The sequence below is a fragment of the Fictibacillus sp. b24 genome (assembly GCF_030348825.1).
Taxonomy (GTDB): Bacteria; Bacillota; Bacilli; order Bacillales; family Fictibacillaceae; genus Fictibacillus.
On the sequence record NZ_JAUCES010000005.1, the window covers coordinates 2,644,847 to 2,664,185 of the forward strand.

The 19,339-nt window shown below is 38.9% G+C and carries 18 protein-coding genes; 8 read left to right on the forward strand and 10 right to left on the reverse strand.

Annotated elements, in window-relative coordinates:
• Positions 1–25: 25 nt before the first annotated feature.
• Positions 26–682, forward strand: a complete 657-nt coding sequence (locus tag QUF49_RS13690; protein WP_289496182.1) for a TetR/AcrR family transcriptional regulator — start codon at positions 26–28, stop codon at positions 680–682.
• Positions 683–724: 42 nt separating this feature from the next.
• Here the strand turns inward: QUF49_RS13690 and QUF49_RS13695 are convergent, their stop codons facing one another.
• Positions 725–946 (reverse strand): hypothetical protein, encoded by a 222-nt coding sequence (locus QUF49_RS13695; protein ID WP_289496183.1) that lies wholly within the window; start codon positions 944–946, stop codon positions 725–727.
• A gap of 7 nt (positions 947–953) precedes the next feature.
• Between QUF49_RS13695 and QUF49_RS13700 the strand changes: the two genes are divergently transcribed.
• Positions 954–1,100: a hypothetical protein gene (locus QUF49_RS13700; RefSeq protein ID WP_289496184.1), complete on the forward strand. Its 147-nt coding sequence runs from the start codon at positions 954–956 to the stop codon at positions 1,098–1,100.
• A gap of 93 nt (positions 1,101–1,193) precedes the next feature.
• Here the strand turns inward: QUF49_RS13700 and QUF49_RS13705 are convergent, their stop codons facing one another.
• Together QUF49_RS13705 and QUF49_RS13710 are read right to left on the reverse strand one after the other, a co-directional pair.
• A complete protein-coding gene (locus tag QUF49_RS13705; RefSeq protein ID WP_289496185.1) occupies positions 1,194–1,481 on the reverse strand; it encodes a hypothetical protein in 288 nt (95 codons plus the stop codon).
• On the reverse strand, positions 1,478–1,909 hold the full coding sequence (locus tag QUF49_RS13710) for a VOC family protein (protein ID WP_289496186.1): 432 nt from the start codon (positions 1,907–1,909) through the stop codon (positions 1,478–1,480). Before QUF49_RS13710 ends, QUF49_RS13705 begins: the two co-directional genes overlap by 4 nt.
• 142 nt (positions 1,910–2,051) lie before the next feature.
• Here QUF49_RS13710 and QUF49_RS13715 point away from each other — a divergent pair, with 142 nt between their 5' ends.
• Positions 2,052–2,444 carry a glyoxalase superfamily protein gene (locus QUF49_RS13715; RefSeq protein WP_289496187.1) on the forward strand — a complete coding sequence of 131 codons (393 nt, stop codon included), beginning with the start codon at positions 2,052–2,054 and terminating at the stop codon, positions 2,442–2,444.
• Positions 2,445–2,585: 141 nt separating this feature from the next.
• On the opposite strand, the gene QUF49_RS13720 is transcribed toward QUF49_RS13715, so the two are convergent.
• The gene (locus tag QUF49_RS13720) at positions 2,586–3,743 is read right to left on the reverse strand and encodes an acyl-CoA dehydrogenase family protein (protein ID WP_289496188.1); all 1,158 of its coding nucleotides are present in this window, start codon (positions 3,741–3,743) and stop codon (positions 2,586–2,588) included.
• A gap of 319 nt (positions 3,744–4,062) precedes the next feature.
• Here QUF49_RS13720 and QUF49_RS13725 point away from each other — a divergent pair, with 319 nt between their 5' ends.
• From QUF49_RS13725 to QUF49_RS13735, 3 genes are all read left to right on the forward strand, one after another.
• Complete coding sequence (locus QUF49_RS13725) at positions 4,063–5,115, forward strand: hypothetical protein (protein ID WP_289496189.1); 1,053 nt, start codon at positions 4,063–4,065, stop codon at positions 5,113–5,115.
• Between the two features lie 72 nt (positions 5,116–5,187).
• Entirely contained in the window at positions 5,188–5,874 is a 687-nt protein-coding gene (locus QUF49_RS13730; protein ID WP_289496190.1) for a response regulator transcription factor, read from the forward strand.
• Positions 5,864–7,276 (forward strand): sensor histidine kinase, encoded by a 1,413-nt coding sequence (locus tag QUF49_RS13735; RefSeq protein WP_289497660.1) that lies wholly within the window; start codon positions 5,864–5,866, stop codon positions 7,274–7,276. The genes QUF49_RS13730 and QUF49_RS13735 overlap by 11 nt, the downstream gene beginning before the upstream one ends.
• Before the next feature lie 162 nt (positions 7,277–7,438).
• Here the strand turns inward: QUF49_RS13735 and QUF49_RS13740 are convergent, their stop codons facing one another.
• The 3 genes from QUF49_RS13740 to QUF49_RS13750 form a co-directional block, all read right to left on the reverse strand.
• On the reverse strand, positions 7,439–7,684 hold the full coding sequence (locus QUF49_RS13740; RefSeq protein WP_289496191.1) for a hypothetical protein: 246 nt from the start codon (positions 7,682–7,684) through the stop codon (positions 7,439–7,441).
• Between the two features lie 51 nt (positions 7,685–7,735).
• Positions 7,736–9,022, reverse strand: coding sequence for an MFS transporter (locus tag QUF49_RS13745; RefSeq protein ID WP_289496192.1), 1,287 nt, complete (start codon positions 9,020–9,022; stop codon positions 7,736–7,738).
• A 251-nt stretch (positions 9,023–9,273) separates the two neighbouring features.
• Positions 9,274–12,708 (reverse strand): S8 family serine peptidase, encoded by a 3,435-nt coding sequence (locus tag QUF49_RS13750; protein WP_289496193.1) that lies wholly within the window; start codon positions 12,706–12,708, stop codon positions 9,274–9,276.
• Positions 12,709–13,066: 358 nt separating this feature from the next.
• Here QUF49_RS13750 and QUF49_RS13755 point away from each other — a divergent pair, with 358 nt between their 5' ends.
• Positions 13,067–14,308, forward strand: a complete 1,242-nt coding sequence (locus QUF49_RS13755; protein ID WP_289496194.1) for a helix-turn-helix domain-containing protein — start codon at positions 13,067–13,069, stop codon at positions 14,306–14,308.
• Between the two features lie 76 nt (positions 14,309–14,384).
• On the forward strand, positions 14,385–15,569 hold the full coding sequence (locus tag QUF49_RS13760) for a DHH family phosphoesterase (protein WP_289496195.1): 1,185 nt from the start codon (positions 14,385–14,387) through the stop codon (positions 15,567–15,569).
• Between the two features lie 44 nt (positions 15,570–15,613).
• Here the strand turns inward: QUF49_RS13760 and QUF49_RS13765 are convergent, their stop codons facing one another.
• The 3 genes from QUF49_RS13765 to QUF49_RS13775 are packed head-to-tail and all read right to left on the reverse strand — an operon-like array spanning position 15,614 to position 19,329.
• Positions 15,614–16,747 (reverse strand): Ger(x)C family spore germination protein, encoded by a 1,134-nt coding sequence (locus QUF49_RS13765; RefSeq protein ID WP_289496196.1) that lies wholly within the window; start codon positions 16,745–16,747, stop codon positions 15,614–15,616.
• Positions 16,699–17,796: a GerAB/ArcD/ProY family transporter gene (locus QUF49_RS13770; protein ID WP_289496197.1), complete on the reverse strand. Its 1,098-nt coding sequence runs from the start codon at positions 17,794–17,796 to the stop codon at positions 16,699–16,701. Before QUF49_RS13770 ends, QUF49_RS13765 begins: the two co-directional genes overlap by 49 nt.
• A 15-nt stretch (positions 17,797–17,811) precedes the next feature.
• Positions 17,812–19,329 (reverse strand): spore germination protein, encoded by a 1,518-nt coding sequence (locus QUF49_RS13775; RefSeq protein WP_289496198.1) that lies wholly within the window; start codon positions 19,327–19,329, stop codon positions 17,812–17,814.
• Positions 19,330–19,339: the final 10 nt, after the last annotated feature.

Sequence of the window (19,339 nt, forward strand, 5' to 3'; positions counted from 1 at the left end):
CACGTTATTTAAAGGAGAAACACTCATGTCTGATTCAGAATGGATTACCGAATTAATAAACGATACAGATCACGCAACCATGAGCGACAAACAGCGTAAAATCCTAGAAGCTGCCATAGATACCTTTTCTGAAAAAGGGTATTCTGGCTCATCTACAAGCGAGATCGCAAAAAAAGCAGGCGTTGCTGAAGGTACGATCTTCCGCCACTATAAAACGAAAAAAGAACTATTGCTCGCCATTGTCACGCCAACGGTGGCAAAGTTTGTAGCTCCCTTCTTTATAAAAACCTTTGCAAAAGAAGTATTTGAAAATGAGTATGAACGATATGAAGATTTTTTAAGAGTGGTCGCAAAAAACCGGCTGGAATTCGTCCGAAAACAATTTCCTGTCTTAAAGATTTTTATTCAGGAGATCGCCTTTCACGATGAGCTACGCGAACCCTTTCAACAGCTTTTTGCCGATCATGTGTATGAGAAGTTCAAAAAAATAATTGAGCATTTTCAAGAAAAAGGGGAAATCATTGCGTTGCCTCCCCAAACCATCATGCGAATGACTGCATCGAGCATCATTGGCTATATCCTTCCTCGCTTCCTTCTTTTTTCGGATATGGAATGGGATGATAAGAAGGAAATCGACCAGATCGTGGAGTTTGTGATGTACGGACTTAGCGGCAGAAAATAAGATAAAAACAAACCCGCCTTCACAATGAGGCGGGTTTCATGTTTATTCACTAAGTTGGGGACTGACTGGAGTATAGTGAGATAGATTAACTAGGGTATCAGACGTTGTGGGTGACAGTGCGATTGAGGAAGGCCCAAGCATTAAATAGCCGCAAATGATCACCAGTACGAGCCCTTTTTTCATACACTCACCTCCGATCGGACTTTTGTGATAAGGCTTTTTTCTAACAAGTTGTTGCCAAATAGCGATTTTGAAGTTCTTCATTGAAAAGTTGATTGGAGTAAAAGGTGCGAGACTCCTGCGGGACAGGCTGGCAGGTGAGACACTTATACGTAATACGTACGAATGTGGCTACCGCCTGCCCCACGGAAAGCGAGCGCTTGAAACGGAAATCAACCACTTCCAAGAACAACAATGAAATGCGAAAACACCTTTCGATAAAGAAAAACCAAAGAGAAAATCTCAATGGCCTTATCTCGTTATGCTATAAATTTCCCCCTCTTACTAAAGCTCAAGCAGGATTTTTTCTGTGAATCGGTTTTAATGTGCTTTTTTCTTTTAGTAAAATGACAAATAAACACACTGCGAGCAGCAGAAAAATGGTTCCAGTTCCTAAAAAGCCGTTTGCATAGGACTGGATATCGGCAGTCGCTACTTTCTCGTTTATCTCCATTCCTAAGAAATAAACGCCAATACCATTACCATCAACTTCTTCTAAACTCATTGAACGTAAATGAAGACCTTGTGTTAACAAAAGGACACCTAACACTGAAAAGAGGATGCCCGTTACCCATCTCATTTCTTTACCTCAGCAACAGGCGCCATCATTTTTTTGTAATTGGGACTTAATTCACTCCACACGTCAAACTGATTACCATCGGGGTCAGAGAACACAAAATTCTCACCTGTGTGACCACGATCTTCGATATCCCCTGTCTGAATGCCAAGCTCTCTAAACTCTTGATGCAGCTTATAAAGATTGCCAAGTCCGTCCACTTCAAATGTTAAAGAGAACCGTTTTTTTCCTGTATAATCCGTGAAATTGGCATTCTCACTTTCTCGTGATCTCACAAGGAAAAAACTTTGGTTGGCAAGATTCAGGATCACTTTATCCTCATCTTGATAGTTAAGGGTTGCACCTAGCTTTTCAGTGTACCACTTGGCAGAGGCATCAACATGCTGAACAGGTATATAAGTTGTACCTACACGAACTAGTTTTTCGTTCAAAGGTTATCTCCTCCTCTAGTCATTGACTTATTTTATATAAACATTCGTTTTCGGGAAGAAAAAATCCTCCAGCAAAACAAAGGAACTGCTACTTTAAAATAGAAACACTAGTAGAACATAGACGTCTGGAGAGTGAGAGCAAATGAATCAATATCATGTCAAAAGCACGGTCCCCATCCTTCGCATATTTGATGTAGAAAAGGCAAAGGAGTTTTATCTTCACTTTTTAGGGTTCTCATTAGATTGGGAGCATCGATATGAAGAGGATTATCCCTTATATATGCAGGTTTCACTCGGTGAATGCTGTTTGCACCTTTCAGAACATCACGGCGATTCGAGTCCTGGCGTACAATTGAGGATACATATAGAAAGAATAGAAGCATACCATCATTTTTTATCAGAAAAAAAGTATAAATTTGCAAGACCTGGACTGGAAGAGGCTCATGGTTTTAAAGAAGTGAGAGTTGGCGATCCATTCGGAAACCGGCTTTGTTTTGTTGAACTGATTGAATCCGAAAATCTGTCGACTAATTGACTTAATCTGACCATTTCCAAAAGTAATTTGTCGAATCTCCCAAATAATCTGTCCAATCTACCAATCAATCTGTCCAATCTCCTATACATTTTGTCCAATTAAAAAAGAGACACCAAAATCATTATGTGGTGTCTCAATCTTCTATTCCAAAGCTCTTTTCGCTAACGTACTAATGACGATGTCATCCATCGGCGGATTATGAAGCCCTGCTCTGACATCACGGTAATGACGCTGCAACGGACTCGACATGGCCAAGCTTCTTGCTCCCACAATCCGCATTGCGAGATCAACAACTTTTGCAGCTGAGTTCGTTGCTACATGCTTAACTGCCATTAGTGAAGGTCCCATTTCTATTCTGGATTCTGGCTCATTCACCCATTTTGCAGCGGTTGTATATAAAAGCTCTCGGGCTTTAAATAATTCCAGTTCCATTTGACCAATCTTGCGTTGAACTTCTGGAACTTCAGCTATCGCTCCAGGCAAACTATTCGGCTTATAACTTTTAGCAAAATTAACGGCTTCGTTCCTCGCCGCCACTGCTACCCCAAGATAACAGGCAGGAATATGAAGTAGCCATGCTTTTGGAAGGTCCAGTTTTCCGCGTTCTTCTTCAACAAGAGCCTCAATGCTTACTTTTACATCCTTCATTACAAGGTCATCGCTTCGGGTTCCCCTCATGGCGACTGTGTCCCACGTCTCATCTATTGAAACTCCATCTTGCTTCATATCAATTAAGAAGTTTCCTTTTTTTCCTGTATCCCCGATTTGGGCAGAAACGATGGCATAATCCAAAGCTGGCGCCATAGATGTGAAAGTCTTCGTGCCATTGATTACCCAGTGTTCACCTTGCTTCACCGCTTTTGTTTGCGGCATCCCCCCTCGTGTCGGACTTCCAGTTGCAGGTTCAGATGCAGCACGATTCACAAGAGCTTGATCTCCCACCACTTTTTCACAAAATGAACGGAACACCTCTTCGTTCCACGTCCGCTCTTCGGCTAGTTCAAGAAAACAGCCAATATGCCATCCGAGGCACAAAGCAGTTGCTGCATCTCCTGCAGCAATTCTTTCCTGCAGAAGAACAAACTCATACAGACTCAACCCTTCTCCGCCATACTCTTTCGGAATCGTCAGCGAAAGATAACCAGCTTCTTTAAGCTCCTTAACGTTCTCAAAGGGAAAACTGCCTTCGCGATCATGTTTATCAGCTCGCTCTGCAAACTTTTCCGCCAAAGCATCTATGTTCTTAAACCAATTTTGCTGCGTTTTATTTTTGATATATGCATCGTATAAATAGCTCACAAAACGACAATCCCTTCCTAACAAATAAGAATACTACGTTTTAAATTATAGTGTATGCCTTTTATTTAAAAATCGGCAAGGTATATGACCCATAATTCCCCTTTGACATCTTCCTGACACATTTCTTCTTTATACTTTTAAAGAAATAGTCCTTATTTAAAAGAAATTTCATGCCTCATTTTTACCTTTTATAAATGTTCAAATATATTTTTAATTTTCTATCTCCTGACATTGTGCTGACATCTTCACTGGTTACATTAATTGTACAAGCTTCGAACCTTTGAAAAACTACCCACACCATCTAGGAGGAAATCAATCAATGAAAAAATCAGTAATCGGTTTTACGATCGCAGGTGCACTATTAGCTGGAAGCTATGCAACTACTTCCCTTGCAGCAGACAACGATCAAACGAGTTCAACAGAATCTGCCCCGAAAAAATGGGAGATGAGAATGAAAGGACACGCCCATTTTGGAGGAGGATTCTTTAAAGGAAACTCAGAGAATTTACTTGAAAAAGCAAAAGAGCTTGGGATCAGCACGAGCGGTAAAGATGCAGAAACGTTGATGAAAGAAATCCGCACAGAGCAAATCAAGAAGAAAGCGAAAGAATTAGGAATAAAGACATCTGGAAAAGACATCGAGACATTGGCTGAAGAAGTCCGGTTGGCAAAGCTGCAGAAGAAGGCGAAGAATCTAGGAATCTCTACAAGTGATAAAACCGCTGCAGAACTGCACGAAGCGATTCACTTAGCACAATTGAAAAAAGAAGCCAAAGACCTTGGTGTTTCGACTGATGGAAAGGATGCTGAATCATTAAGACAGGATATCAGACAAGCTTCTCTTAACAAAAAAGCGAAGGAACTCGGCATCTCAACAGACGGAAAAGACCTTCAAACTCTTCAACAGGAAGTGATGACGGCATCAATCAAAAAAGAAGCAAAAGAATTAGGGATTTCGACAGACGGCAAGGAAATAAGAGAACTAGCTCATGAAGTAATGACCGCAAAAGTTAAAGCTGAAGCCAAAAAGCTGAACATTACGATCGATGGAAAAGCAATTCCTGAAATTGCGATGGAGGTTCATAAGAAAAAAGTACAGAACCTGGCTAAAGAGCTTGGCATCTCCACAAAAGACAAATCAATGCGTGAATTAATTGAAGCCATCCAAGAAAAAGATGCGGATAAGCTTGAAGCTTTGCGCGGTGATGACTTCTTTCCAATCGGTAAAGGCGGATTTGGTCCTGGCGGGCATCATGGTAAAGGAAAGCACCATGAAGGCGGAAATCGATTTGGTCCAGACGCTCCTTCTGGCGGTGAAGTTCAGCCGCAATTGAACGAAGAAATGCCAGCTGAAATCGGAAATGACATTTAAAGTTTCACACGGTCCCCAGTCTATAAAACTGGGGATTTTTCAAGTATAGTAAAGGTAACTGGAGGGGCTGCCATGAAAACGATTTTATTAGTAGAAGATGAAGAAACCATCTCAAGAGTTCTGACCGTTTATTTAAAACACGAAGGCTATGAGGTGCTTCAGGCATTTGATGGACAACAAGCAGTAACCTATTTTGTTGAACAATCTCCTAATCTCGTTTTATTGGATGTCATGCTCCCTGATCGCGATGGCTGGAGTATTTTACAGAAAATCAGGCAGAACAGCTCATGCCCTGTTATTATGCTGACTGCTCTTGGAGACATTGATTACCGTTTAAAAGGATTGAATCAAGGCGCTGACGATTACATAACCAAACCATTCATTGGTGAAGAAGTCATCGCAAGAGTTAACGCAGTATTGCGCCGTGCAGCAAATGTTTTAGAAACGGATAACACCAAACAATATGGAAGCCTTGGCCTTAATTTTGATTCTCATGTTGTCAAAATATATGGTGAACCTGTTGTTCTCACACCGAAAGATCTTTCCCTTCTTTTCTTTTTAGCAGCTAGACCGAATCGGACATTTACGAGAGACAATTTAATTGAACAAGTTTGGGGACTGGATTACGACGGCAGTGAACGAGCAGTGGATTTAGCAATAAAACGAATCAGACAAGCCTTAGTAAATTGGCCTGATTCACAAGGAGAAATTCGTACACTTAGAGGATTGGGGTATCAATTCTGTGTTTATGGCAAATAAAAAACGAACTACATTGTTAAGATATTGGACAACGAGATATTTGTTTACCCTTTTCATCGGGCTTTTAATCCTTGGCGTTTTTACATTGTGGTGGATCAGACATACTACACTAGAGAACCGGTTAACTCTCATGGAATATGTCGCAGCTGAGACCGCAGACCGAATCGCATCTACAGACAGAAATAAAGACTACAACCTTTTTAATAAAAAACTCGATGACAGAGCGAAGGTCCTTCAAATGGACAGACCGCCCGAGTTTTTTATAACAGATATGGATGGCAATGTCCTAAATTCAAAACCTCTTCATAAAGGACTGCTGCCAAAAGACCATCAGTTTCATAATCTCCAGAAGATTCCTTCTGATGTTTTAGAAAATAAGAAAACGGTACAAAAATTACAAATAAACGAAATACGTGTATATGCAGTAAAAAAACCGATTGTTTATGATAATAATCAAGCCGGCTGGGTCTTCGTTATGCAAAACGCTTCAGAATTAACAGATGTTGAGCAAGAATACCGTTTGCCAATCATCTTACTGATCGGGTTGGGATTACTCGGATGGATCGTTATTTATTTACTGACTAAGAAAATTTTAAAACCGATTCAGAATGTGGCATTTGCTGCTTCTCAAATCAGAGATGGCAACTACGATATCCATTTAAACAGGGAAGATGCTAAAGAAAAGGAAATTCATGAATTATTAGCATCTTTTGAAGAGATGACGAACCGGCTGACTCAGCTCGAAACTCTTCGAGCAGAACTGTTAGCAGGTGTTACTCATGACTTAAAAACTCCAGTTACTTCAATTAGCGGCCTCGTTCAGGCTGTAAAAGATGGAATTGTTTCTGGTAATGAGCGGGATGAGTTTTTAGAGATTACAATGAAAGAAATTCACCGATTACAAAGAATGATTGAGGATCTCCTCGATTACAACTCCCTTTCAGCAGGAGCGTTTTCAATTAGATTAGAAGAATCCAATATGAATGAACTTCTGAGAGAAATTGTGCACCACTGGAAAGTCACACAGAATGAAGATTTTGATATCAACGTAGACGTACCAGAAGAAATTGTATCCAGAGAAACAGACCCCCTTCGATTACAGCAGATTTTGATCAACCTTTTAAATAATGCTTATCATGCACTTGGAAAGGATGGCTCAATTTCGGTATCTCTGTCAAAAAAGGCAATCGAAGTTTTTGATACAGGATCAGGCATTCCTGAAGAAGAACAGCCATATATTTTTGAACGTTTCTTTCGAGGCGAAAAGAAAAAGTTAAAAATAAGAGGGCTTGGATTAGGGTTGCCTTTTAGCCGAATGCTCGCAAAAGCTTTGGGTGCAGACCTCATCTTGAAGTCAAGTTCACCACGAGGAACGACTTTTTCAATCGTTTGGAAAAAATAGACTAAAAAAGTTTACAAGAACACTTGTTCGTGTTATTCTGAAAATAGGTTAGATATTCCAACGACTAACCTCCCCACCAGTGAGACCGGCCATCCCAGCCGGTCCATTTTTTTAAAATAAAAAAGGCTCTGCATAACGAACTCTGCAGAAACCTTCTTAATATTAATATCTAAATTCCAGCCGCTGCCTTTTCACCCACAGCCAAACACCTGTGATGAGATGAATAGCGATTACAACAAACACTGCACCATATCTTTCCGTAATCCAGCCTACGAACCAAACTAACGGCAATGTTAATAACAAATTAACGAGCATTAACACCCACGATGTTCTGGCGATGGCCACGATAAAAAGAACGATAGGCAATATTATAAAAAACCAGAATAGAATACTTTGAAATAATGCCATAACTTCCCCTCCGCCTTTCATTATATAAGGGGTTCGTTACTTTCACCAGCTTTACACTGGTACTTTTTCTTTCAGGTTCATATCAGTTGTTTCTCTTGTTTCTTCAACATCATATTTAGGCAAAGTTAACATATAGAACAGACCAACAATGAACAGTGCTCCGCCTACCACCCAGAATAGCGCTTCAACCGATATGAACTTCGGAAAAAACGCAGCGATCAACGCAAGTGTGACTGTGTGTGACAGCATAGTAATCGGTGTGATTGCACCTTGAACTCGCCCCATCATTTTTGGATCCACGATTTTTGGCAGCCATCCGCCTAAACCAATGTTTACAAGCGGGATACTAAGCCCCATTAGAGCAGTGAAAATAAAGAAAACCCAGATGTTCTCAGCCAAAGCACAACAACCAATTGCTACTCCACTTGCAAATAGACCAATGATAATAGCCGTTGATAGCTTTATCTTTTTAGCAAGCATCGAACAAATCACACTACCAGCCAGAACTGAAACACCAAACACAACACCCATCCACATCATCATTTGCTCATAATTTTCAGGAGCGAGTTTGTATTTCATGATAAATGCAGGCATGACCGATAACCCGCCATTGACTACACCGAATAAGAAAAAACCAAAAATTAAAGACATCAGCAATTTAGAGTTCTTTATATAGGCAAAGCCTGCACCAAAGTCTTTCCATACCATTCCGATATTAATATCTTTAAACTTATGTTTTCCATTCGGCAAACGCACTTCTTCATTCACTTTCATACTCATGATCAATAATGCGGAAACCACATATGTAACAAGGTCAAATACGATAGCTCCTTGAATACCGACACTCCAGTAAATAAAAATCGCCAGCATGTTTCCAAAAAGCATAAACATGCTTCCAACCATCTGATTCAATCCTGCAGCAATCGCGTATTCATCTTTGGATAAAATCCCTTGCACCATCGCTTGGTCCGCTGGGAAGAAGAACTTGCCGACGGCACTTCGCAAGAATAGAATCGCAAAGATTAACGGCATCCAATCCAGCCAGATTGCACCCATCAATGCCAAACATAGAACAGCACAGATCCAGTCACAATATAAAGCGATCTTCTGACGATCCATCCTATCTGCTAACACACCTACAATAAAAAAGACTGCTAATGTTGGTAATGAATACATCAACTCAGCAAGTGTCGCATAAAATGGCTGTTCACCAAACTTATCTAACAAATAAAACATAAAAGCTGTAACGCCGATGATGCTCCCCATCATTGAAGTGAACCCAGCTAAAAATAGCTTGCTGAAGTTTCGGTTCTGAAATATTTTCAGAAAATCCTTCATTTTATAACCCCCAATTTTGAATGTAACAATGTTCTACTACCATTTTCTACCTAATTCCATCTTTTGTAAATGTTTTTTTAGGTGAATTGTCTTATCAAGTTTTTGCATCTATAAGTTAAAATGTAAAGCAAACGAGCACCTGAATGGGAAATCCACTTACCATTACAGCAAAGTTTGCAAATAGAAATAATATAAAATAAAAAAGAACTTTATGGATGTAAACAATCCATAAAGCTCTAAAAAACTATTGATTAACGTTTTACCGTAAACTTTCTTGGAACGGTAGTTAAAGTCAAACCAGTCTCATCTTTAACCTTAATTTTCACATAATAATCTCCGTCTGGGTAATCACTGTCAGGTACCCACGGTAAGTTATAGATAGAGTGTTCATTGTAAATGTCCGCCTCTTCAAGCGTGTTTCCTTTTCCATCTGTGATCTCCAGATGCCAATCTAGACGTTTATATCCAAAAAGGGTCATTCGAAGAGGTTTTGATTCATTTACATTCGTCGCGTTATTAATCCCCATATAGTTAATAAGCGGATCTGCGTTTAGGTATTTCTCGTCACCTTGATAGGAGACTCCAACATTTCTTGCATGATCAATTGCAGAAATAGTAACTAACTCTGGTTTAACTTTAGAAATGTACTCATTCGATGCTCCCTGCAGTCTTTGATACACGCCGTTTACCCATAGCATGTTCCCTAGGTGATCTGTGCTTGTTTCCTTTACATCCCAATTGATAAGGTACTTCCCATCTTCTAACTCTGACACTTGTATGTTTTCAACTTTAGGTGCAACGGAATCTACTTTTACAGGAATCTTTGTAACTTGTGGTTTAGCGCCTTCATAGTTTAATGTGCTCGTATACACATAATAATATTGCCCATCTTCAACCGTATTACCCTCATTGTCTGTGGAATTCCAGAAGAATCCTTCCAAATTGTAATAGTAATCTCTATAACTCATAATGTTCTTTCTAAACTTATACGGGCTACCATCTTCTGTAAACTCATTGAAATTACCAAGATCTTTAATGATGTTGCCCTTTTCATCTTGGATGCTTAAAGATAACTCTTTTAAATTACGAAGAGCCGTAAAGCCAGGATAAGCTCCTGAGCTGCTTGAACGTGGCGAAACGCCAATCTTTTCTTGATCAAACGTCCCAGTCATCCCATTATAACCGAGTGGCAATGAATCAATATCGTTAAAAAGCACTGTATAACCTAAGAACGCATCCCCTGTTACAGGACTTTCATCCACGTTAGCAATCTTATCCCAGTCACCGTAATAGCCCATAAGTGGTACAGATAAAGTTGTTAATTCTTTAACGGAACTTCCTTTAGGCACAAAGCGAACAAACCCTTCTATAAAACGTCCTTCACTTAACTCTTCAGGGAGTGTAACAGAGATCTTCACTTTTTCATCTCGTTGCGGTTTATACGTGTATGGTTCTGTTGGACCATACGTCTTCCCATTAATTTTAATGACAGCACCTGTTACTGGAACAGAATGGAGCGTTAAATATTCTCTTTCCACTTCTGCATGTGTCTTTTTTGTTGTTTCATCCGTAATGAGATCGACCTGAATCTCATACTGATGCTGAGGCTTTACTAAGTTTTGCTTTAAAGCTTTAACATTTAATGTGAAATCAAAGTTTCGTCCCACTTCTTTGAGAGCAACAGAAGCTGCCTGTTCTAAAGGAACACCAGAACGTTCAAGTAAATATGGTGTTTTCAGGGCTCGTTCAATCTTCATCATTCCAGAGCCTTGTCTTCTTGGAGAATATAGTGCGTTGTTATGCTTTGGGTTCGTCAACGATTCAGTTGTATTCATCAAAGCATTCTTCGCCTTTAACACCGTTTCCATTTCTTTTGGAAGTCCAAGTTCTTGATAGTAATGCTGTAGAAGTAATGCTCCACCACCTGCAACATGCGGACTTGCCATGGATGTGCCGCTCATCGTTTCGTACTGATTATTTATGACAGTAGAGAAGATTTTCCCTCCTGGTGCTGTAATTTCGGGTTTAAAGCTAAGATCTGTCGGCGAACCGAATGATGAAAATGATGACATTGGCTCTGTTGCTGTATTTTGAACTTTCAATACCTCATCCGTCAGCTGAACCGTCACTTTCTCCCCTGACTTTAATCGTTCTACTAACTGATTTCCGTTTACTTGATCCGAAGTTAGTGCTGGAATGAAGTAAGGGCTGAAAAATAAACTTGAGTATGCTGGAACTTGTGGTGGCGGCACGACCATAACCGCTACTGCTCCTTTTCCACCTGCTCCAGTTTGAATATGAGTGAACGTTGAATAGTTTTGCAACGGCTGGGCGACTGCGATTTTCCCTTGAAGATCAAGGTTCTTAAAATCTGCTGAGCTTCCTTCACCTACAAATACTAACTCATACTCTTTAGCTGGATCTAACGTACCTATTAATTTCTTAATGCCTGGCTGGATTTGGTAGCCGAATAAGCTGCCATCAGACAAGCGTAATCCATCTACTGTCATCATATCGTTTTCTGAAGAAGCCACTTGAAGAGCATGAGGAGTTACACCTGGATCTCCTACTAGACCAATATCAGGATTTTTCGCTAACGGCAGCTGAGATTTCGCAAGCAAATTATTCTTTGTGCTATATGCTGCGTTTCCTGCTGCTGCTACAACCAAAACACCTTGTTCCGTTGCATATTGAATTGCACGCTGAACCGGGTCATTTGGATCTACATTCCCTGCCTCTGACCCTAAGCTTAGGTTGATTACGTCAGCTCCCATTTCTACAGCATGGTAGATGCCTGCTGCGATATCATCATCGTAGGCACCACCGCCTTTATCCGAAAATACCTTTTCTGCTAAAAGCTGAACATCAGGAGCTACACCAACAGCTTTTTTGTGTGTCTCTTCATAGGCACCTACGATACCCGCAACATGTGTCCCGTGTGAATTTTTTGTTGGGATAACGTTCGTATCGTTGTCTGCCCAATCGTATCCAGTTGGCACTTTATCGGTAAACCACACTTCTTCGATTTCTGTTTGATTAAACGCATCTTGAAGGTTTTGTTGAGTTAGTTTGGCAGCCTCTTTTCCTTTTTCAGAAAGCTGCATCGCTTCATGCTGATGATCGACGCCTGAATCAACGATCGCAACAACCATACCTTCTCCGTGTGTGTTATATTTTGTCCACGTATTCATCGCTTCAACTAGCTCTTTGCTGTTTACAACAGTATGTTCATATTGCTTAGCTACTCGAACATCTTTTACTCCATGAAGTTTGGCCACTTTTTGCGCTTCTCCAAGCGTAGTTTCTACGCTAAATCCATAAAATCCTTTAGAATAAGTGTGTCTTACCTTTGTTGTAAAACTTCTTTTTTCTGTAATGGCCTTCTTCACTTTATCCACTTGGGCTTGAGGAAGTGCTTTCGCCTGCTTGTCCACTTCAACTTCTACAATGATTCTTACTTTTTCGTTCGGGTTGAAAGAGGTCTTTTGTGTGCCATAAAGCGGATCATTGTTTTGCTCTCTAGTTATTTCAAAATTTTTAAGTTTTTCTAGTGTTTCAGACATCGGGAGCTGTCTTGGATCTTGTTTTGAAAACTGAAAATCTGCACTGACCGATGAACCAAACGTACTAACTGCAATAACACCTGCAAAAAATGTTGGTAATACCTTTTTTTTCATAACCCTCATCTACTCACCCTCTAATTCTATTAAATTCGAAAGATTCATACTTTTTATCTTAGAGAGTCACATTCAAGAAGTAAATTGGGGTAATTGATAAGGGAATGACGAAGAAAACGACATTCTTTTTTACTACCTTTTCTTAGTCAACTCCATAATCGTAGTACTTTTAAACTTAAAATAAGGAACAAAAATGATAATATGTAAAAAATTAAAAATTCCATTAACCCAAATCACACTTTCCCTCTAGCTTTTATCAAGTTTTAATAGGAAAGAGAAAGGACATCCTACCACTCGTAATCCCCTATTTTAGAATAAAAAATCGTGCTACTATAGGAAAAACAACCTACAAACGGAGTGATGATACATGAAGGAAGGTTTAATCATCAAATTGTATCGCGAAAGGGCTGGTTTAACACAAACACAGCTTGGAGAAGGCATTTGCTCTGTCACTCATATTAGCAAGATTGAAAGAGGTATTACTCAATATTCCTCTGAGATAATTTCATTGATCTGCGGAAGGTTAAACATTGATTTAAATCAAGAAATGGAACAATATGAGCTATTGGAAAAAAAACTGCATGAGTGGTTAGAGGTCATGGTAAAGCAGCAGCTAGGTGAATTAGAAACACTAAAAGAAGAGATTGAAAACAATGCCTATATTCATCTTTCAGAGGTTCAGAACTCGTATCGTATTCTTCTTGCTCGTTATCTTCTTACAAAAGGCAACATGCAGAAAGGAAAAGAAATATTAGATAGCTGTCAGCAGCAGTTAGGACTGCTTGATCGTTATGAAAAACATTTACTCGAGCATACGTTGGGCATCTTTTACATAAATATCGGCAAAATAAAAGAAGCGATTCGGCATCTGACTAACATTAATCCGATTGAATATAACAATCATGAATTTTATTATCACCTCGCCTCTGCCTACCATATGATTCAAGCTAAAGTAAAAGCGTATCATTATGGCAACTTGGCACTTTCCTATTTCAGAACGACAAATAATTTCAAACGCATGCTTGATACCGAGACTCTCATGTTGATTCAGATGGGATACAATGACGTCTATCATTTTGAGGATACAGTAGAACGTTATCATGCTTTGATCAAAAGCTGCAAAACGTACCAAGAAGATGTGAAAGTCGTTAATCTCTGGCATAACTTAGGTGTGGATTTTGCTGCAAAGCATCTTTACGAAGAAGCCAGAGTAGCATATGAAAAAGCATTAGAGGGCTGCCTTATGCATTCTCTTCCCCACATTGAACTAGGTGCTAGACGAGGCATTGTGCATTGTTCCATCCACCTTGGTGATACTGAAAAAACGGTGCTGAGAAATCATATTCAGTTAGGCCGTAAACTAGCAAAAAGATTAAACAACGAGACATACTTACTTGTTTTTCACCTGCTCGAAATTATGCTTATCCACTCTCAATCAGAGGCCTATTATCACTATTTAGAAACGACTTTCCTTCCTCATTTGCAAGAAACAGGACAGGAATCTTTATTGATGATCTATGAAAAAGAAATCTTTCATTATTATAGGAAGTCTTCTCAATATGAAAAAGCAGCCGAACTTGCTGATAAATATATGAGTGCATCTCTATAGGAAAATTTTTTTAAGGTTGAACTTTATGCTTTATGACGATACTCTAGACAGAGAGCATAATAGAGAGGATACTGACATGATTCATTTATTTTCACACAATGATTTAGACGGAAAATCGTGCGGCTACTTGGCACAACTGGCTTTTGGAGACAACTGCAAAATTTCGTATTGTTCTCATGGAACGATCAACGACCGAGTAGAGATGCTGCTTGATAATCCGAAAGAAAGAAAAACAGAAATTATCATTACAGATATCGCGGTAAACGAAGATTTGATGATGCGCCTTGATGAGCGCTCAAATGCTGGCGGAAAAGTGAAGCTCATTGACCACCATGCTACAGCTCTTCATTTCAATGGGTTCGACTGGGGACATGTTCAAGTACGTTACGATGACGAACGCTTAACGTGCGCCACTTCCCTTTTCTACGAATATTTGATTGAGAACGGCAAACTTAAACCTACAGGAGCTCTTGATGAGTATGTAGAGCTTGTTCGTTTATATGATACATGGGAGTGGTTTGATCAGAAAGTTGAAGCTAAACGTTTGAACGACTTATTCTTCATCCTGCCTCCTGATAAATTTGAGGAACAGATCATGGACCGTTTGAAAGGTGATTCTTTTCAGTTCTCAGAAACAGAAACGACTATTCTTGATTTAGAAGAAGAAAACATCGCTGATTATATTAAAAAGAAACAGCGTCAGATGGTTGAGATTTGGGATACTTGGTCTTTAGGTGAAGGATCAGAAGAAAAAACGTACAAGGTTGGCATTCTTCACGCAGAACGCTATCACTCAGAACTTGGAAATGAGATCAATCGTGAAAATCCTCATCTAGACTTGATTGTGATCTTAAACATCGCGAACAAGCGCATTGGATTACGCACGATACATGATGAAGTGGATTGTTCGATCTACGCGAAACAGTACGGAGGCGGCGGACATCCAAAAGCTTCAGGTGGAAACATGACTTCTGAAGCGTTTGAAAAGTTTGTTGTTGCTGCATTCCATGAACAGCCTAGAAGAATCGATGCACCGAAGAACGAACACAACGTGAAGGAAAATCCTGATGGCAGCTTGTATGTGAACAACCATCGTGAAGTTTCTAAGATCTATTCGGAAGATAATCAAACATGGCTGATTACACATAAAACACATCCAGTTGATGAATCGTTCGATAGCTATCAAGATGCTGAAAATTACGTCAAGCGCCACTTTGAAGGCTGGCTGATGCGTGACGATGAAGCGAATAACAGTAATTGACCAAATGAAAGAAGGACTGCCCTTTACAGGGCAGTCCTTTTCCTTTATTCAACAACACCGGAGTGTATCATTTCTAAGTCTGCACTCACTTTCACTTTTACATCTGGATATTGCTCTTTCCACTTTTTTAAATCAAAATCACGATAATGCGCTTCATATTTAGAACCTAGACCGATTGGATCAATCTCATTTTCTTGAAGTAACTTGATGATTCTTGTAGCGTCTTGTTCAATCTTATTTTTTATTTGAACTTGAAGTTCTTTTACTTTCTTTTTATCTGTAGCCTTTCGAACAATACTTCTGTACTCTTGAACTCTTGCATCCATTTTTATGTTGATATTAAATTCAGGAATACCTTTGATTACTTTAACCTTATAGTGGGGTGTTGATTTGATATTGCTGATTACAACATACTCATTTTCGTCAATCTTGTATTGATGTGTTCCCATTTTAAAACGTTCTACCAACATTTTTAGCGTGAATACATCCTTTATAGGCAAGGTCGTTTTTAATTGATCATCCTTAAACAGGCCAACCCCATTTATTTTAATTTTGTCTTTTTCTTTTTTTAGGAGGGGCAAGTATGGATCATTTCCGTCATTATGGTAGTTGTAAGAAAATATAGAAAGGTCAGAAGTAGGCAATTCTCCTATTTTGGCGTTTTGGATAATCATATCCGAAAGATACAAAGCAATGTTTTCTTTTCCATATTTTTTTATCGAGAGTAATTCCGAAGCTTCCCCTTCAATAATAGCGAGCTGTATGGTGCTTGCAATTTCGGGTGTGCGGTTTATGGTATCAAGAAATGGAAACAAGCCTTTTTCTGCAAGGCTTTGACCAAACAATGCAATACGAAGCTGGCCGCTGACTAAGGGATATTGAACTTCATTCTGAGAACGATCGATGGTTTCTTGAACGGTTTCCCCTTCAGCTTTTAATATTTCTATTGTTGAAGTTTCATCCACCTTATATTCTGGGTACACAATGGTTCCCAATAATTTTTCATCAGAAGTTAGATCGAATCCTACACCTTGAATAATACTAATTTCATTTGTATTTTGTGTGGGAACGATTTGACAGCCCGATAACACAAAGATTAATACGATAGAATTGCAAAGGAAAAAGCACTTCATCCCGATATCCTCTTTTTCTTTTTTACCACTATATAAACAAGCCATAATAAAGGAATATAAAGATAAAATAACGCTAGTGAAATGCTTGAGATCATATCCAAGAACGAATGAAGAATATACCTGTCATCCAGCAGCTGGCATAACACCAAACTTAAAGCCATTAAGACAAGTAAAGGGGCTTTTTGTTTTTTCTTAAAAATCTTTTTAAAGCCTCTGCTCGATGCCCATAGCATCAGCGTTATGATCGTCACGATTTTAATTAGATACAACGAAGTGAGAATATACTCAATCCTTTGGATAAACGAAAAGGTTGTTAACGTATTAATATTAATTCTTGCCCAAATGGTAGTCTGTATTTGTTTCTCACTTATGAATAAAAAAGTAGTAAAAGCTCCTACCGTATAAAATAAAGTCGTAAACGCGATGCCTAGATGAGCAAATTTTTGGGATGATCTAGCATTTTTTATAAAGGGAAAGACCATTAAAATGATCTCAAACCCTGCCATAGAATAACTTGTTTCTTTAGCAGATCGTAATAGATCAACTAAGGAATGATCCAATATAGGAAGCAGATTATCAATATGAATATAATTTCTAGGCAGGTAAAAATGGTTAAAGAAAAGAAGGATTGTATATATGACAGCTACAAAACATATGCCTGCCACTACACGGAAACCCCCAGATATAATGTAATAGCATAATAAAAGAATCAGCAATGCGAGTACCCATGTTGGTAATGTAGGGAACATCCATACTTGGATTATCTCAATATACTCCCTGAGAACACTAACAGCGGCCAACCAGAAATAGACCATAATGATTCCGCTCATAATCGACCCAAATAATTTACCGTATAAATGGTTATGTACATCCACAATATCTCCATTTGCAGAAGACAAAAGATGAATCATCACGGCCATGATAAGTTGAATGATTGCCCCAGCAATCAGAACACTGATCCACGCGTCATAGCCTGCATCTTTTGCAATAATTCGATGAAACCCTAATATCCCTACCCCTGTTTGTGCACCTATTATGATAAAGAACAAAAAATAGGGTGATACTTGGTGCCTAATATTTACTTGCAAGATCATTCAACCTCCTTTCTGTTATTCATCAAAATCAGAAGGCGGCCCTGGACTCCTCCTATCGAACACAGCTCTTTGTTTTACTTGTGGTCTTAGATTATCGGGGTTTTCTTTTTGCATAGAAAACGGCAAGCGTATCCACAAATCCTTAAACATGTTTTTACGAAACGGATAAAATCCAATATAAGGCCGTCCTAATGATGTTAACCGTAATAAATGCGCAAGCAGGAAGTTCAGTCCGATGACAATTCCGATTAATCCAAGGAATTGAGCCATTACGATAATTGGATATTTTACGAGCCTTACAGAATTATTGAACTTATAAATCGCTGAAGTATAGGAAGCTAACGTGCTTAAGCCTATTAAAATGATTAAGATACTGCTTGTTAGTTTGGCTTCTACGATTGCCTGTCCAATTACAATCCCACCTACAATCCCTAGAGTGGTGCCAATTTTAGTTGGTAGACGAAGACTTGATTCTTTTATAAATTCAACACTTATTTCTAATATGAGAACTTCTATTATTGGTGGAAACGGCACTGCAGCTCTGGAAGCTACTAATGAGTCAAGTAACTTTGCCGGAATCAACTCATAATGATAGGTTAAAACGGCTATGTAAAGAGGTGAAATCACAATCGATACACAAAGACCAAATAATCTAACCAATCGCAAATAGTTCGCAATTAACCAAGGTACATAATAATCTTCCATAGCCACAACGGATTCTGCTAATGTGATCGGTGCGATTAAAACATCTGGAGATCCATCAACAACGATTACGATCTTGCCTTCTGTGAGTGCTGCAATGGTTCTATCCGTTCGTTCTGTTGGAATAATCTGCGGAAATAGAGAATTCGTGTTATCTTCAATCATAGATGCCAAGTAAGAACTATCTGAGATATGATCATATTGAACATCATTTATTCGTTGTAAGACTGTATCAACGTTATCTTTGTCCGCAATGGAGTTCATATAGATGACAGCCACTTTTGTTGAAGATAATTTACCTATCTGCCGTTCTTTAACATGCAAATCTGAAGATGGTAAATGTTTTCTTATCAAGTTAATGTTTGTATCCATTTCTTCTACATAGCCAGCTTGAGGACCGAGTGCTGTACTTTCCATCATAGGAAAAGAAATATCTCTAAACTTATTATTTGCAACATTAACCAATAAACATTCTGTATCTTGATCTGATAGCCGAATAGCGGCAAAACCTTGCAATAACTTTTCTTTTATTAATTTTTTGTCTGATGTTACGACTGTTTGCTGAATGGGTATATTATTTTTTACTTTTTCTAAGGAATCACTTACTGATAGATAAGGAACAACATCTCTATGAAGCGTTTCTGACATAACAAGTGTTCTAAAATACGATATCCAAAATGGCTCTGTTTTTTCAAAGGATGTATGATCATTAACAAAGTCGTTCGATGTGGAAAGTTCCTCCACCCAATTGGTCTTCTCAGGGTTAGATTTAGGTTGTTCCTCGATGTTCTTCTTTTCCTCAACTTTTTTCTCTCGCCGTTTTTTGAACATACTTATCCCT